The organism is Methylobacterium marchantiae (genome assembly GCF_042679825.1).
In the GTDB taxonomy this organism is placed as follows: domain Bacteria; phylum Pseudomonadota; class Alphaproteobacteria; order Rhizobiales; family Beijerinckiaceae; genus Methylobacterium; species Methylobacterium marchantiae.
The window spans coordinates 1-15,564 of the sequence record NZ_JBHTND010000012.1 but is presented as its reverse complement, the minus strand read 5'-3'; the positions used below and the strand labels follow the sequence as shown (position 1 = coordinate 15,564).

Below are 15,564 nucleotides of genomic sequence, written 5' to 3'. Positions count from 1 at the left end.
AAATAAAACAAATCGTTAAAATCGAAACCTATCTGCGCATTCATGCGGTATATTTGTGTCGATGCGGATATCAAGTGCTGGGCAAAAATCTGAATACGCTCCGTGCCGATTGTGCAAAATCGATTTCTGCCCCAGTTGGTGCTTCGATGTCGGACTGTCTCCTGCCGAATACGCTTCCCGCATTTTGAACGCCGACTGAGCGCTGGCCAGAACGATTGCGAACAAAAAGTGGATGTTGTGCTGCACGCATGACATCTCGGCGGTCCGCGCCAGCATACCGGCAGGGCCCTTGCCGATTCCGTTCGACCGGACGACATATTGCCCGACATCCGGCGAGAGTTCCGGCGCCGTCGCTCGTCCATCCACCGCGAAGAGACCTCATGGCCAGAGCCAAAGCCGCCGCGAAACATGCCGATGCGTTGGATGATGCCAAGCTTCAGAAACTCTTCGACGGCGTTCAGGATCGTCGGGTCATCGCCGTGCGAGGCGCGCGCGAGCACAATCTGAAGAACATCGATCTGACGATTCCGCGTGACAAGCTCGTGGTCTTCACCGGCCTCTCCGGCTCCGGCAAGTCGTCGCTCGCCTTCGACACGATCTATGCGGAGGGCCAGCGCCGCTACGTCGAATCGCTTTCGGCCTATGCCCGCCAGTTCCTCGAGATGATGTCGAAGCCCGATGTCGATCAGATCGACGGGCTCTCGCCGGCGATCTCCATCGAGCAAAAGACGACATCGAAGAATCCGCGCTCCACCGTGGGCACGGTCACCGAGATCTACGATTACATGCGTCTGCTGTGGGCGCGGGTGGGTATCCCTTACTCGCCTGCCACGGGCCTGCCGATCGAAAGCCAGACCGTCAGCCAGATGGTCGACCGAGTGTTGGCCTTGCCAGAGAAGAGCCGGCTATACCTGCTGGCGCCGGTGGTGCGCGGCCGCAAGGGCGAGTACCGCAAGGAAATCGCCGAGTTCCAGAAGAAGGGCTTTCAGCGCCTACGCATCGACGGCGAGTACTACCCGATCGACGACGCGCCGAAACTCGACAAGAAACTGAAACACGACATTGACGTAGTGGTCGACCGCCTCGTCGTACGCGCCGACATTGCCGCGCGCCTTGCCGATTCGTTCGAGACGGCACTGGAACTCGCAGACGGCATTGCGCTGATTGAATTCGCCGATCCGGCCGAGGGCGAGACGATCACCTTTTCCTCGCGTTTCGCCTGCCCGGTCTCGGGCTTCACCATCGCCGAGATCGAACCGCGCCTGTTCTCGTTCAACAATCCATTCGGCGCATGCCCGACCTGCGGCGGCATCGGACACGAGATGCGGATCGATCCCGAACTGGTGATCTCGGACGTGAAGCTCAGTCTGAAGCGCGGTGCCGTCGGTCCGTGGGCTAAGTCCACGTCGCCCTATTACGGCCAGACACTGGATGCGTTGGCGAAGCACTATGGCTTCAAGACCAGCGTGCCCTGGGCCGAACTGCCCGAGACCGCCCACAAGGCGATCCTTTACGGTTCCGGTCGTGAGGCGATCCGCTTCGCCTATAATGACGGGATGCGCGCCTACGAGGTGAACAAGCCGTTCGAGGGCGTGATCCCGAATTTGGAGCGACGCTACAAGGAGACTGAGAGCGACGCCTCCCGTGACGACATCGCTCGGTTCATGAGCGAGACTCCCTGCGCCTCCTGTGGCGGCAAGCGTCTCAAGCTCGAGGCCTTGGCGGTGAAGGTCGCCATGCAGGACATCGGCGACGTGACCGCGCTCTCCGTGCGCGAAGCGCATCGCTGGTTCTCTGAACTGTCGGACAAGCTCACCGACAAGCAGAACGAGATCGCCTTTCGCATCCTCAAGGAGATCAGAGACCGATTGACCTTCCTCGTCGATGTCGGTCTCGACTACCTCACCCTCGCGCGCGGCTCGGGCTCGCTCTCTGGTGGCGAGAGCCAGCGCATTCGGCTGGCTTCTCAGATCGGCTCCGGCCTTACCGGCGTGCTCTACGTTCTCGACGAACCGTCCATCGGCCTGCACCAGCGTGACAACGAGCGCCTGCTCGGCACATTGAAGCGCCTGCGCGACCTCGGCAATTCGGTGATCGTGGTCGAGCATGACGAGGATGCGATCCTCCAGGCCGATTACGTGGTCGATGTCGGCCCCGGCGCCGGCATCCATGGCGGGCAGATTATCGCCCAGGGGACACCCGAGGAGGTGTTGAAGAACCCGGCCTCCCTCACCGCCAAGTACCTCACCGGCGAGATGAGCGTGCGGGTACCCACGGCACGGCGCAAGGTGAAGAAGGGCAAGCTCACTCTGGTCGGTGCACGCGGCAACAACCTGAAGGACGTGAGCGTCGAGATCCCTCTGGGCACCTTCACCTGTGTCTCGGGTGTCTCGGGCGGCGGCAAGTCCACCCTCATCATCGACACGCTGTATAAGGCCGTGGCGAAGTCCCTCAACGGTGCGATGGAGCACCCTGCCCCATTCGAACGCCTGGACGGCCTCGAGAACCTCGACAAGGTCATCGATATCGACCAGTCGCCGATCGGCCGGACACCGCGCTCGAACCCGGCCACCTATACCGGCGCGTTCACTCCGATCCGCGACTGGTTCGCCGGCTTGCCGGAGGCCAAAGCGCGCGGTTACCAGGCCGGCCGCTTCTCCTTCAACGTCAAGGGCGGCCGCTGCGAGGCGTGTTCCGGCGACGGCGTCATCAAGATCGAGATGCATTTCCTGCCGGACGTCTACGTCACCTGCGACGTGTGCAAGGGCCGCCGCTACGACCGCGAGACCCTGGAGGTGAAGTACCGTAACCACTCCATTGCCGACGTGCTGGACATGACCGTGGAGGAGGCTGCCGATCTGTTCAAGGCGGTGCCGACGATCCGCGAGAAGATGGAGACCCTCGCCCGCGTCGGCCTCGGCTACGTCAAGGTCGGCCAGCAGGCGACCACCCTGTCGGGCGGCGAGGCCCAGCGGGTGAAGCTATCGAAGGAACTCTCTAAGCGTGCCACCGGCCGCACCCTCTACATACTCGACGAGCCGACCACGGGCCTGCACTTCCACGACGTCGCCAAGCTGATGGAGGTGCTCCACGAGCTCGTCGACCAGGGCAACACCGTCGTGGTGATCGAGCATAATCTCGAAGTCATCAAAACCGCCGATTGGGTCATCGATATGGGGCCGGAAGGCGGTGATGGCGGAGGGATCGTCGTGGCCGAGGGAACGCCGGAACAGATCGCCAAATCGAAGGCGAGCCATACCGGACGGTTCCTGCGCGACGTACTAGCCCGGCGTCCCGTCGCTGGGATTGGTGCCAAGGGCCGGGACACGGCGGAATAGGCGACGAGTTCCGTCAAGGCCGAGCTTGATTCGTCTCTTATAGGCGGCGGCGGTCTTGTTGCGCTGCAAAGGCCGGAGACCAGAGCGCATTCCAGCCGGACCGCCTTGCGCAAATCACCATGGCGGGTTGCTCAATCGTCCTGTCTGGTGAAACGGCCTCAACAGCTTGACCGTTCAGCGCTATTTTGCCGACCCATTGCTCAATGCGGCGCCATGACCGGCCGTTTCCTGCTGAGAAAGTTAACAAATCCTTGCGCTGCGCCGCGTCGAAAATGCGGCTTTTCCGCAACGGTCGATTTGGAACTGCCTCGATACGAAGCATTGGACTGTCAATCCACGGCGTCCTGTAGAATAGTTCTGAGCGTTGAGACACGAATTCGGGCCGCAAGGGGGGCCCCGCGAACCAACAGCGAGCAAACCGTCAGAAGGCGGGGCAAAGCAGAATGGTTCGTGGGACTGCGTGGCGGGCGCCTGAGATCCTTGGGAAGGATACTAGAAAATGATGAAGAACTGGCTTGCCACCGGAGCGCTCGCGCTCACCATGGGCATGACTGCTACGGCTTCTTACGCTCAGACCACCACCATTCCGGGTGAGCAGGTCGGCCTCGCGACCGGCGCTCCGCTCCCCGAGGGTATCTACGCCCTCAACACCTTCGTGTATCAGTCACGTGACAACTCGGCACTGGATGTCGGGATCAACATTCCCGTGCTCGTCTGGTCGACCCCGTTCGTTCCGTTCGGCGGTCGCGTCGAGCTCCTCGTGGCTCCCCCGACCGTGTTCACCTTCGGCAAGGGCGGCCCAGCTGGCCTGCGTGACGTGTCGATCAATGTCGGCACCTTCGTCGGTGGTATCTGGGCCTTCGATCTTGGCAACAATTTCGGCGTCAGCTTGCTCGGCGGCGTCTACCTCAACGATCTGAACGGCGACCGCGGCGTTCTCGTTCGCAACAACGGGACATTCTTTAGTGCTCCCGTGCTGCCGCAGCTGTCTTCCAACACCTACCGCTTCGGTGTCGCTGCGAGCTACACTGGCGACGGCTACAACCTGACCGCCAATCTGACCGCGAACATCTACGACTCGCCAGGCAGCTTCTCGGGCACGAACACGATCGGCTTCGGCAACACGTTCGGACCGTTCAGAATCTCCGACTCGCTGAACCTCGACCTGACCGCGACCAAGAAGTTCGGTAAGTTCGAGATCGGCGCCATCGCCTACGGCACGGTCAACTTCGATACGAGCGCCCTGAGCCTTGCCGCCAACGATCGTGGCCGCTTCCTGATGGGTGGTCTCGTCGGCTACGACCTCGGCTTCGCGACCGCGCAGGTCTACGTCGCCCGCACTGTCGCCTCCACCAGCTTCGACAGCACCGAGATCTCGGGCCGCCTGATCGTTCCGCTGTACTCGCCGACCCCGGTCGCCGCTGCCGCTCCGATCATCCGCAAGTACTGATCACGAATAGGGCGGCGAGGTCATCCTCGCCGCCGTGCAGATCACGAAAGCCCGTCCGACTCTCGAGTTGGGCGGGCTTTCGCTTATGGAGACATCCGCTTCCGATCGGTCAGCGTGAGTTTCCCTGAAGTGTGACTTTTTCCAACCTTCCCGAAACTTTCCTCTTCCGGGCTCCGTAACGAGCGTTGACCCCCTCAAAAGGGGCATCGATTCAAGAGGAAACGCTCCATGATCAACGCTCACGCCCGTCGTTCCGCGGCTTCGACGATCGCCGCCGTCGCCCTCGCCTTCTCCATGGGCGCCGCTTTCCCGGTTGCCGCGCTCGCAAAGAATCCGATGGTCGGCGGCGCTCCGATGTATGCTTCAAAGAACATCGTTGAGAACGCGGTCAACTCCAAGGATCACACCACCCTCGTCGCCGCCGTGAAGGCCGCCGGGCTCGTGGACACCCTCGCCAGCGCCGGCCCGTTCACCGTGTTCGCGCCCACCAACGCCGCCTTCGCCAAGCTGCCGGCAGGCACCGTCGAGACCCTGGTGAAGCCCGAGAACAAGGCCACCCTCACCTCGATCCTCACCTATCACGTGGTCCCCGGCACCCTGACCGCCAAGGACCTGATGAAGATCGCGAAGGATGGCGGTGGCGAAGGCCAGATCAAGACCGTGCAGGGTACCCCGCTCGTGGTTCAGACCAAGGGCAAGGCCGTGTACCTGACCGACACGAAGGGTAACACCGCGAAGGTGACGATCGCCAACGTTATGCAGTCGAATGGCGTAATCCACGTCATCAACGGCGTGCTTCAGCCGTAGGCCGCGAAACTCCGACATATTGTGAGCGCCTCGGCTCCTTGGAGCCGAGGCTTTTTGCTGACGTGAAGCTTCGCTTTCGCCGTGGCCGTGCGCAGCAATCTCCTACTCTGCCCGGCTGAGTTTTCGCGCGCTGGAGAAGCGGTTGAGGAAGCGGGGCTCCTTCTCGGGTGCGACGCGGATGGCGAGATGAATCGTACCCGCCTCTTCGGCTCGACGATCCAAGACCTCGGCATTCTCATAGAGCCAGTTGAGTGCCGCACCGTCCTCGGGCGCCAAGGTGACCGCGAAGGTGGAGCGCCGCTTGGCGATCCGCGCCTCGATCCGGCCTGACAAGGCCGCCAAACCTTCTCCGGTGAGGGCCGAGACCAGGATCGGTACGTCGCTGTCCCTGTCGTTGCGCCCCTGGGCGCTCAGATTGAGGAGACGCGTCCGCTCCGGATCATCGAGCAGATCGGCCTTGTTCCAGACCTCGATGATCCGCTCGGCCGTCGTCTCGATGCCGAGTTCCCTCAGGACACCACCGACATCCTCCGCCTGCGCCTCGGAATCGACGTGGCTGACGTCACGGACATGAAGCAGGATGTCGGCCTCGATCACATCTTCGAGCGTGGCGCGGAACGCCGCGATGAGAGCCGTCGGCAATTCCGAGATGAACCCGACGGTGTCCGAAAGAATCACTGTCTCCCCATGCGGCAGCTTCGTCGCGCGCGCTGTCGGGTCCAGGGTCGCAAAAAGCATGTCCTTGGCCATCACCTCGGCCTTGGTGAGAGCGTTGAACAACGTCGACTTGCCGGCATTGGTGTAACCGACGAGCGCCACGATCGGATACGGCACCCGTGCCCGACTCTCGCGGTGCAGGCCGCGCGTCCGGGTGACACTGTCGAGCTCTCGCTCGATCTTCGTCATCCGCTCTTGAATCATCCGCCTGTCGGCCTCGATCTGCGTCTCGCCGGGGCCGCCGAGGAAGCCGAAGCCGCCTCGCTGGCGTTCGAGGTGGGTCCAAGAACGGACGAGCCGGCTTCTTTGATAGGCAAGATGTGCGTGCTCGACTTGGAGCGTACCCTCGCGGGTCGAAGCACGCCGGCCGAAGATCTCTAGGATCAGGCCGGTACGGTCGATGACCTTGCAGCCGAAAGCCTTTTCGAGATTGCGCTGCTGCACGGGTGACAGGGCGCAATCCATGACGACGAGACCGATCTCGTCGGCCTTGATCCGACCGGAGAGTTCCTCGACGCGGCCCTTGCCGAGATAGGTGGAGGGTCGGATGCGCGACACCGGCGCAATGATCGCTTCGGTGACGTCGAGCTCGATGGCCGCGGCAAGGCCCGCTGCCTCGTCGATCCGCGCCTCGCTGGAGCGCGTGGCGTCGGCAGGTCCGCTGCCCATCCGGGGAGCGGCGGCACGTGTGAGATAGGGGCCGATCACCAACGTATGGGTCGCAGCCGCGATATCACCTTCTGGAGCGGCCATCGCCTGGAGCCGGGCTTCGCCCGGCGTTGTCATCTGCGTCATGAAGTGTGGTTCGACCCTGTCCCGTGAAGATGCGGAGAATGGGCCTTTCCCGACGTCAAACAAGGGCAGTCGTCGATCTTCGGTCGATGTTCGGCAGCTGACGTACGGCGCAGCCTCATCATACGAAGACTGACGCCCTCGGTTCAGGCCTTCTCAGGCGCCGTCTCGTCCGGTTCGAACAACTGGACCGGGTGTCCCGGCATGATCGTCGAGATCGCATGCTTGTAGACCAGCTGCGAATGTCCGTCCCGGCGCAGAAGAACACAAAAGTTGTCGAACCAAGTCACGACGCCCTGAAGCTTGACGCCATTGACGAGGAAGATCGTGAGCGGGATCTTGTTCTTGCGGACATGATTGAGAAACGTGTCCTGCAGGTTTTGAGCGCGTTCGCCCGCCATTTCTTATTGATCCTTCTTGCAAACCTGCCGCCCGCCGTGACTGACGGGTTCTCGTCGGTTCGAAATTCAAGCTGACGGGTGCAACCCGTCAAACTCAGCTATTACACGTTCATTATCGTCCACATGCAAGCGGATCGGTGCGTTCGGTCGGCTATGGGCCGATGCCGAGCGACTTCAACTTGCGGTGCAGAGCAGACCGTTCCATGCCGATGAACTCGGCGGTCCGAGATATGTTTCCGGAAAATCGTGCAATCTGTGCGATCAGATACTCGCGTTCGAAGATTTCCCGCGCCTCGCGCAGGGCCAGACTCATCAGTTTCTCCCCGCCTGCGCCGTTCGGCGTTGTCGGAACCAGAGCGCCGATCTCGGTCGGCAGCATCTCCGATGTTACCTCTTGCTCCGGATCGGCATGGGTGAGGATCATCAGCCGTTCGACGTTGTTGCGCAGCTGTCGGATGTTCCCGGGCCAATCATGCGATTGCAGGACCGCCATGGCGTCCTCTGCGATGCGCCGGCGGGCGAGGCCCGTAGCGGCCGAGATCTGCTCCATGAAGAAGGTGATGAGTTCGGGGACGTCCTCGCGCCGCTCGGACAAGGACGGCACTCGGATCGGTACGACCGAGAGGCGGTGGAACAGGTCCTCGCGGAAGCGGCCGGCGGCGATCTCCTCGGCAAGGTCGCGCGAGGACGAGGAGATGATGCGTACGTCGACGTGAACGCGGGTCGTCCCGCCGACACGCTGGAAATTCTGGTCGACCAGTACGCGCAGGATGCGGTTCTGGGTCTCGCGCGGCATGTCGGCGATCTCGTCGATGTAGAGCGAGCCGCCATGGGCCTCTTCCAGAGCGCCGACGCGGCGGGCTCGTCCTTCGCCGGCCTCGACGCCGAACAATTCCGCCTCCATCGTCTCCGGCGTGATCATGGCCGCGTTGATGACGACGAAGGGGCCGCTGGCGCGGGCCGACGATGCATGGAGCGTACGAGCCGACAGCTCCTTGCCCGAGCCTGGCGCGCCGAGGATCATCACGCGCGCATTGGTCGGTGCGACCCGCTCCACCGTCTGCCGCAACTGATTGACCGCGACCGAACCGCCGACGAGACGGCTCGCCTGGCCGGAACGCGCCTTGAGATCGCGCACCTCGCGCTTGAGGCGGGAAGCTTCGAGAGCGCGTTCGGCCACCAGAATCAGCCGGTCGGCCTTGAACGGCTTTTCGATGAAGTCGTAGGCGCCCGCCTTGATTGCCGCCACCGCCGTTTCGATGTTGCCGTGGCCCGAGATCATGACCACCGGCAAATCCGGATGTCCGAGCTTGATCTGGTCGAGCACCTGCAGCCCGTCGAGGCGTGAGCCCTGGAGCCAGATATCGAGGAAGACGAGGTGGGGCCGGCGTGACTCGATGGCCGCCAGTGCCTCGTCTGAGCCTCCTGCGGTCCGGGTGCGGTGGCCTTCGTCGTCGAGGATGCCGGCGACGAGGTCGCGGATGTCGGCCTCGTCGTCGACGATCAGGATATCGGCGCTCATGACGTCATCTCCGCGATTGGGGGCGCCGTCGGTGCGGCAGCCTTCTCAGTCTGTGCAGAGGGGCGACCCTCCGGCGTCTTTTCCTGGGTATCGAGGGGCACGCGCATCCGCACGCGTCCGCCCCTGCCCTCGGGATTGTCGTTCAGTTCGATGCCGCCGCCATGCTCTTCGAGTACCTTGCTGACGATGGCGAGCCCTAGGCCGGTACCACCCTCGCGCGTGGTCATATAGGGCTCCAGCAGCCGCTGACGCCCCTCAGTCGGAAAGCCTTTGCCGTTATCGGTGATCTCGATCACCGCGAAGCCACCCTCGACGAGAAGACGCAGATCGACCCTCCCCTTGCCGAGCTCAGCTTCCGGCACGGCAGAAACGGCCTCAACGGCATTCTTGAGGATGTTGGTGATTGCTTGCGACAGGAGCCTGATGTCGAAGGCGGCATGGAGCCGGTCCTGCCCAGCTTCCGTGTAGCCGAAATCCATGTCCGGATGTGCCACTCGCATCATGAAAAGGTTCTGCTTAGCGATCTCGCTCAGATCGTTCCGGGCAATGGCGGGTTTCGGCATCCGTGCGAAGGATGAGAACTCATCGACCATGCGCTTGATCTCGTCCACTTGGCGCACGATCGTCGCAGTGCATTGGTCGAACACCTCTTTGTCGGTGGTGATGACCTTGCCGTACTTGCGCCGGATGCGTTCAGCCGAGAGTTGGATCGGGGTCAGCGGGTTCTTGATCTCGTGGGCGATGCGGCGGGCGACGTCAGCCCAAGCCGAGGTCCGCTGTGCCGAGACGAGGTCGGTGATGTCGTCGAGGGTCACGACGAAGCCGCGGGCTCCGCCTTGGGCTTGCTCGCTGGTGACGCGTACGGTCACGGTCCTTTCGCGTCCGTCGCGGGTCAGTTGGATCTGTTGCTGCAGGGCGCGCAGGCGCCCCTCGCCACCCTCGGGCAGGATGGCCTGGAGCTCGGGCACGGCCTGGACCAGCGGCCTGCCAACGATGGCATCCGCCGTGAGGCCCAGGGTTCGCTCCACCGAGGGGTTGGCGATGGTGACGATGCCCGCAGAATCCACCCCGAGAACGCCCGGAGAGACCCCAGCGAGGACGGCCTCCGTGAACCGACGGCGGCGGTCGATGAGGTCGCTCGCCGCCGTCAGTCCGTCGTGCTGCCGGCGCAGCTCCTGGGTCATCTTGTTGAAGCTCTCGCCGAGATGGGCAAGGTCACCGTCGCTCTTCCGTGCCGGGACCTGAGCGTAAAAATTACCCGATGCGACCTGATCCGCGGCGTTGATCAAGCGGCGGATCGGCGCCACGAACCGGTTGGCGAAGTTGAGCCCGAACCAGACCGCCGAGAGCAACGCTATCAGTGCAATCAGTACGAAGACCGAAGCGAAGCTGATCTGGATCGAGCGCTTCAGCGAATCGTAGGTCAGGTACTCCGCCGCCGCCGCCCGCGACACGCCGGGGAAGTCGACGGCGAGCTGGCTCACCTCACGCTGGACCAGAAGGACGGCGCCGTCATAGGCGGGCATTCGCAGGAGAGCGGCGAAGATGCGCCCTTCGCTCGGCCGAAGGCAGATCGTGTCGTTGGATTTTGCTGCTTCCTCGAAGGCTGCTGCCGAAGGAAGCCGGCGTTCCTTCAGGACATCGATCTTGGCTCGAGCCACAAGCTCGTTGGGGCCTCGCATGATCTCGGCAACGGGCAGGCCGAGCGCAGTCGCGCGGGCGGTGAGGAAATTCTCGAACCATTCCCGGTTCACATCGAAATTCGGTCGCGCCCGCGTCAGGTCATCGGTGAGGATACGGATCTCGCGGGCCAGAGACTGGCATTGGTTCTCTTGGTAGGCATCGGCCACCTCAACGGATTTCAGCACGACGTCGCGGACCCGGTCGGTGAAGCCCAGCGACAAGCCTCGATCGATCGTCACCGCCGCGACGACTGCGAGAAGGACGGTGGGCAGGATCGCGATGAGGCTGAAAAGGCCGACGATGCGGGTATGCAGGCGTGCCACCGCTGCATTGGCCCGGCGCGCATGAAGGAAGACCCGTGCCTCCCAGGCGATGATGACGAACAGGCCGAGAACCAGGAAGACGTTGATGCCGAGCAGTGTCAGGCCGATCGTCGGCGTTGGCGTCACCCGAATCACGCCCGCGAGGATCAGGAAGGTCGCGATGGCCGAGACGAGGGCCGTGCTGACGACGAGCGCGCCGATCCAGCCGGGCCCGCGGGGAGCGGGGCGGGTGGGGGACATCTCGGGCTCGCCATGCGCGAAGGACTCGTCCCCCGCGGCTGTCGATTTCTTGGAACGTCGAAGCCACGCCATGGCCTGATGCGTCGCCACAACAGTGTGGCGAAATTAATACGAATCGGCTTGTGCGGCTACGTGACAACTATGGCGAGGGTGATGCCGACACTCTGCTACGCTGTAAGAAAAGACATTTAAGACAATGGGTTGAGTTAGTTTTAGCAGTTGATCGGCGTCCTTCTGGATTCCTTTCTCACGGCGGCTGCGCGCGCGATTTTTCTCCGTTTCACCGCCGCATAGGCGGGATCGTTCTGAAGACATGCCATGATCGAATACGCTGGTTCGGCCGGCTGTCACGCCCATGCTGCGTGAACAGCGCCGTCGGCAATCGCTAACGACGGTCGTGCCACAATGCCCGAGACCTAACGTAGGTTTCCTGTGCTGTCCCCATACAGTCCAGAACCGATGTGCCAGGAGCCCGCTTTGAACGCATCAGGCGATTCCGACCGAGACGTCCGCCGAGGTAGCAATTTTGGTATCCTGCGCTTGCTCTTTGCCGCCTTGGTCGTGGTTTCTCACTCTCCGGAGTTGATCGACGGCAACCGCTCGCGCGAGCTCCTGACCCGCCTCTTCGGAACACTTTCGTTTGGAGAACTAGCCGTCGACGGATTCTTTCTGATCAGCGGCTATCTGATCCTGAAGAGCTATCGGAACGCCGCGTCGGTCTGGGACTATCTGGCGAAGCGCGTCCTGCGGATCTATCCCGGTTTCATCGCGGCCTCTTTGGTGGCGATCCTCCTCGTGGCGCCGATATCGGGCGGTCATCTCGCGTCGGTCTCGCCGTTCGCGGCCATGATAGACATGGTCACGCTCACGCCGCCGAAGGTGCCGTGCTCCTTCGAAGGAATTCCGGGGGCGGAGCTGAACGGCGCCATGTGGACGGTCCGCTACGAGTTTCGGTGCTACCTCTTGGTGATCCTGTTAGGCGGTTTGGCATCTCGCGCGAACCGGAGAGGATACGCCATGCTGCTGGCGTGCCTCACGGCGCTCTATCTTTTGCGCCCCGGCATGCAGGAAATTCAGCGCGGCGGCCCGCTCTTCCTGCTGATGGCCGATATGGCTCGCTTCGCATTCGTCTTCTTCATCGGCGGAGCATTCTACGTCTGGCGAGATCGGATCGCCTATCATCGCCTTGGCGCATTGATGGCGGGCGGCGCCCTCATCCCACTTCTATTCGTCGCTCCACTGGCCGAAGCAGGATTGGCGACCTTCGGTGGCTACCTGATCTTCTGGTACGCCTTCGCATGCCCGACCAGCAGCCTCAGCCGTATGACGGATCATACCGATCCGTCATACGGCTTGTATCTCTACGCATGGCCGATCCAGAGCCTGATCGTCGCCAGCGTTCCGGGCATCGCACCATGGGTCGTCACGGCAGCAACCTTGCCTCTCGGACTTATGCTTGGGGTGCTAAGTTGGCGCCTCATCGAGAAGCCGGCGCTTCGCCACAAAGACATCTTCCTGACGTTGACAGGCAAGACGGCCACACCCTGATCGTTGGCGAGGCCGGTAAAGCGCACAGATCATGCTCGCCGAGACGAGCACGTTCTGTGTCTGCTGTCCAAAAAATAAATTATCCTATCGCCTGTCCCTCAATCCGAGACCTCGATGCCCGAAACCCACGTCTATTCCTCCGCCGCTGTCGCCGCGCCCCATAACCTCGCCGCTGGCGCGGGACAGATCGTGCTGGCCCAGGGCGGCAATGCCATCGAAGCGATGGTGGCGATGGCAGCGACCATCGCCGTCGTCTACCCGCATATGAACGGGATCGGTGGAGATGGGTTCTGGCTGGTGCGCGAACCGGGTGGCCGCGTGCGCGGGATCGAGGCCTGCGGCCCGGCTGGTAGCCTTGCCACGGCGAGCCGCTACCGGAGCAAGGGCTATGAGACGATTCCCTCTCGCGGCCCCGATGCTGCGCTCACCGTGGCCGGCGCTATCGGCGGATGGCGGCTTGCCCTCGATCTCGCTACCGCGCTCGGCGGCCGGCTCCCCCTCGATACCTTGCTGGCTGATGCCATCCGCCACGCGCGCCAGGGCTGCGCGGTGTCGCCTTCGGAGGCACGCTACGTCCCTAAAGAAATCGACACCCTTCACGATCAGCCCGGATTTGCCCAGACCTTCCTCAATGAGGGCAAGCCGTTCGCGGCGGGCGCCATGCGCCGCCTGCCGGCCCTTGCCGATACGCTCGAACAGCTTGCCCATGCCGGACTCGACGATTTTTACCGGGGCGACCTCGGCCGTGAGATCGCCGCCGACCTCGATCGCCTCGGTTCTCCGGTGACGCGGGCCGACTTGGAAGCCTATGTACCGCGCGAGCGGAAGGCCCTGTCTCTGCGCCGTCGCGACGCGACCCTCTACAACTTCCCACCGCCGACTCAGGGGCTCGCCGCGCTCGTCATCCTCGGCATCGTCGATCGGCTGAACGTCTCGCGGCGCGAGAGCACGGCGCAGTATCATGGGCTGATCGAGGCGACGAAGCGCGCCTTCGCCATCCGCGACCGCACCGTGACCGATTACGACCGCCTCGATGTCGATCCGGCGAGCTTCCTGACGACGCACAGCCTCGATCGCGAGGCGGCGCAGATCGACATGCGCCGCGCCGCGACCGTTCCCCTGCACGGACCCGGCGACGGCGACACCGTCTGGATGGGTGCAATCGACAAGAACGGGCTCGCAGTCTCATACATCCAGTCGATCTACTGGGAATACGGTTCCGGCGTGGTGCTCCCGAAGACCGGCATCCACTGGCAGAACCGAGGAACTTCGTTCTCCCTCGACAAGAGCGCGGTGAATCCGCTCGAGCCGGGGCGCCGCCCGTTCCACACCCTGATCCCAGGATTGGCCGCCTTCGACGATGGGCGGGTGATGTCCTACGGTAGCATGGGGGGGGACGGGCAGCCGCAATTCCAGGCCCAGATCTTTACCCGCTACGCCGATTACGGGATGAGCCCTGCGGACGCAGTCGATGCGCCACGCCTGCTCTACGGACGCACATGGGGCGCGGAATCCTTGAGCGTGAAGGTCGAGGATCGCTTCGATCCGGCCTGCATCGCCGAGCTGCGCTCCATGGGCCATGAGATCGAGGAACTCGGCGGCTCCTACATCGATTCGCTCGGCCATGCCGGCATGCTGATCCGTCACCCGGGCAATGGCCGGATCGACGCGGTCCATGATCCGCGCTCGGATGGCGGTTCTTCCGGCCTGTGAGACGCCTGCCTCTCTTGATCGCAATGGAGGTGCCGAATGGACGGGAACATCGCAATGATAGATGGCGTCATCACCCAGCGCGAGTACTGGAACGGCGAGGTCGGGGCGCGCTGGGCCCGCAACCAGCGCAGGATCGACGCGGTCTTCGCACCTCTCACAGCCGCCCTGTTCGATGAGGCGCGTCTTCGCGTCGATAGTTCTCTTCTCGATATCGGCTGCGGTGCCGGCGATTGCGCCATCATCGCCGCGCGCCGGCTCGGCGCCAGAGGGCGTGTGGTAGCGGTCGACCTCTCGGCTCCCCTGCTCGCCGTCGCCCGCGAGCGGGCCGAGATCGAAGCACTGGCCGGAGCGTCGATCACGTTCATCGAGGCGGATGCACAGAGCCACGATTTAGGTAGTTCCCTGTTCGAGCACGCGATCTCGCGTTTCGGGGTCATGTTCTTCGAGGCTTCCGGCGCTGCCTTCGCCAACATCCGTAAAGCTCTCGTGCCGGGCGGGCGCCTGACTTTCCTGTGCTGGCGGCGGATCGAAGACAATCCCTGGATCGCGGTGCCGAGGCACGTCGTCCTGCCCTTGGTGCCCGCGCTAGAGCCGGCTCTGCCGGATGCGCCCGGGCCGTTCCGGTTCGCCGAGGCCGAGAGCATTGGTGCAATCCTGGCGCAAGCCGGATTCCTCGACATCACCGTCGAGGCGATCGACCGGCCACTCACCTTGGCGAGATCTGGAAACGGGACGAGCTACGAAGCCGCGGAGGCCGCTGCTGATTTTGCCATTGAGCTCGGACCCGTCTCCCGGCTCTTGCGTGATCAGCCCGCTTCGATCCGTTCTATGGCCCAGAAGCGTGTTGCGGATGAGTTCGCAGACCGTGCTCTCTCCGGCGCCGTCACGCTGGCTGCCGGATGCTGGCTCGTCTCGGCCATGCGCTGAATACGCCTAGGTGTGAGCTTTCAGGAGGTTGTCCATCCGGTCTGAACCGAGGAGGCTGGAGTTGCGAGGCTTCAGCTATGTCGGAGAGACCGGATGAACATCC

10 protein-coding genes are annotated in these 15,564 nt (G+C 63.1%); 6 read left to right on the top strand and 4 right to left on the bottom strand.

Translation table 11 applies throughout. The features are described 5' to 3' along the window. Positions 1 to 380 precede the first annotated feature (380 nt). From uvrA to ACFQ4G_RS10395, 3 genes are all read left to right on the top strand, one after another. On the top strand, positions 381 to 3,338 hold the full coding sequence (gene uvrA / locus ACFQ4G_RS10405; protein ID WP_238205971.1) for an excinuclease ABC subunit UvrA: 2,958 nt from the start codon (positions 381 to 383) through the stop codon (positions 3,336 to 3,338). A gap of 499 nt (positions 3,339 to 3,837) precedes the next feature. Next, positions 3,838 to 4,788, top strand: a complete 951-nt coding sequence (locus ACFQ4G_RS10400) for a transporter (protein WP_238205973.1) — start codon at positions 3,838 to 3,840, stop codon at positions 4,786 to 4,788. Positions 4,789 to 5,016: 228 nt separating this feature from the next. Further along, entirely contained in the window at positions 5,017 to 5,595 is a 579-nt protein-coding gene (locus ACFQ4G_RS10395) for a fasciclin domain-containing protein (RefSeq protein WP_238205975.1), read from the top strand. 102 nt (positions 5,596 to 5,697) lie between these two features. Here ACFQ4G_RS10395 and hflX read toward each other — a convergent pair whose 3' ends face one another. The 4 genes from hflX to ACFQ4G_RS10375 all read right to left on the bottom strand — a co-directional run bounded on the left by hflX (position 5,698) and on the right by ACFQ4G_RS10375 (position 11,273). After that, positions 5,698 to 7,107 carry a GTPase HflX gene (gene hflX, locus ACFQ4G_RS10390; protein WP_238205977.1) on the bottom strand — a complete coding sequence of 470 codons (1,410 nt, stop codon included), beginning with the start codon at positions 7,105 to 7,107 and terminating at the stop codon, positions 5,698 to 5,700. Positions 7,108 to 7,250: 143 nt separating this feature from the next. Continuing rightward, positions 7,251 to 7,505 (bottom strand): RNA chaperone Hfq, encoded by a 255-nt coding sequence (gene hfq, locus ACFQ4G_RS10385; RefSeq protein ID WP_003600267.1) that lies wholly within the window; start codon positions 7,503 to 7,505, stop codon positions 7,251 to 7,253. Between the two features lie 151 nt (positions 7,506 to 7,656). After that, positions 7,657 to 9,027, bottom strand: a complete 1,371-nt coding sequence (gene ntrX / locus ACFQ4G_RS10380) for a nitrogen assimilation response regulator NtrX (protein WP_238205979.1) — start codon at positions 9,025 to 9,027, stop codon at positions 7,657 to 7,659. After that, entirely contained in the window at positions 9,024 to 11,273 is a 2,250-nt protein-coding gene (locus ACFQ4G_RS10375; protein ID WP_238205981.1) for a sensor histidine kinase NtrY-like, read from the bottom strand. The genes ntrX and ACFQ4G_RS10375 overlap by 4 nt, the downstream gene beginning before the upstream one ends. 477 nt (positions 11,274 to 11,750) lie before the next feature. Between ACFQ4G_RS10375 and ACFQ4G_RS10370 the strand changes: the two genes are divergently transcribed. From ACFQ4G_RS10370 to ACFQ4G_RS10360, 3 genes are all read left to right on the top strand, one after another. Continuing rightward, positions 11,751 to 12,821: an acyltransferase family protein gene (locus ACFQ4G_RS10370; protein WP_238205983.1), complete on the top strand. Its 1,071-nt coding sequence runs from the start codon at positions 11,751 to 11,753 to the stop codon at positions 12,819 to 12,821. 114 nt (positions 12,822 to 12,935) lie between these two features. Then, positions 12,936 to 14,534 carry a gamma-glutamyltransferase family protein gene (locus ACFQ4G_RS10365; protein ID WP_238205985.1) on the top strand — a complete coding sequence of 533 codons (1,599 nt, stop codon included), beginning with the start codon at positions 12,936 to 12,938 and terminating at the stop codon, positions 14,532 to 14,534. Positions 14,535 to 14,570: 36 nt separating this feature from the next. Further along, complete coding sequence (locus ACFQ4G_RS10360) at positions 14,571 to 15,461, top strand: class I SAM-dependent methyltransferase (RefSeq protein ID WP_238205987.1); 891 nt, start codon at positions 14,571 to 14,573, stop codon at positions 15,459 to 15,461. Positions 15,462 to 15,564 lie beyond the last annotated feature (103 nt).

Excerpts from the sequence above, each read along its gene's own strand:
- ACFQ4G_RS10365 (WP_238205985.1), top strand. The coding sequence starts at position 12,936 with ATGCCCGAAACCCACGTCTATTCCTCCGCCGCTGTCGCCGCGCCCCAT.
- ntrX (WP_238205979.1), bottom strand. The coding sequence starts at position 9,027 with ATGAGCGCCGATATCCTGATCGTCGACGACGAGGCCGACATCCGCGAC.
- hfq (WP_003600267.1), bottom strand. The coding sequence starts at position 7,505 with ATGGCGGGCGAACGCGCTCAAAACCTGCAGGACACGTTTCTCAATCAT.
- ACFQ4G_RS10375 (WP_238205981.1), bottom strand. The coding sequence starts at position 11,273 with ATGTCCCCCACCCGCCCCGCTCCCCGCGGGCCCGGCTGGATCGGCGCG.
- hflX (WP_238205977.1), bottom strand. The coding sequence starts at position 7,107 with ATGACGCAGATGACAACGCCGGGCGAAGCCCGGCTCCAGGCGATGGCC.
- ACFQ4G_RS10395 (WP_238205975.1), top strand. The coding sequence starts at position 5,017 with ATGATCAACGCTCACGCCCGTCGTTCCGCGGCTTCGACGATCGCCGCC.
- ACFQ4G_RS10400 (WP_238205973.1), top strand. The coding sequence starts at position 3,838 with ATGATGAAGAACTGGCTTGCCACCGGAGCGCTCGCGCTCACCATGGGC.
- ACFQ4G_RS10360 (WP_238205987.1), top strand. The coding sequence starts at position 14,571 with ATGGACGGGAACATCGCAATGATAGATGGCGTCATCACCCAGCGCGAG.
- uvrA (WP_238205971.1), top strand. The coding sequence starts at position 381 with ATGGCCAGAGCCAAAGCCGCCGCGAAACATGCCGATGCGTTGGATGAT.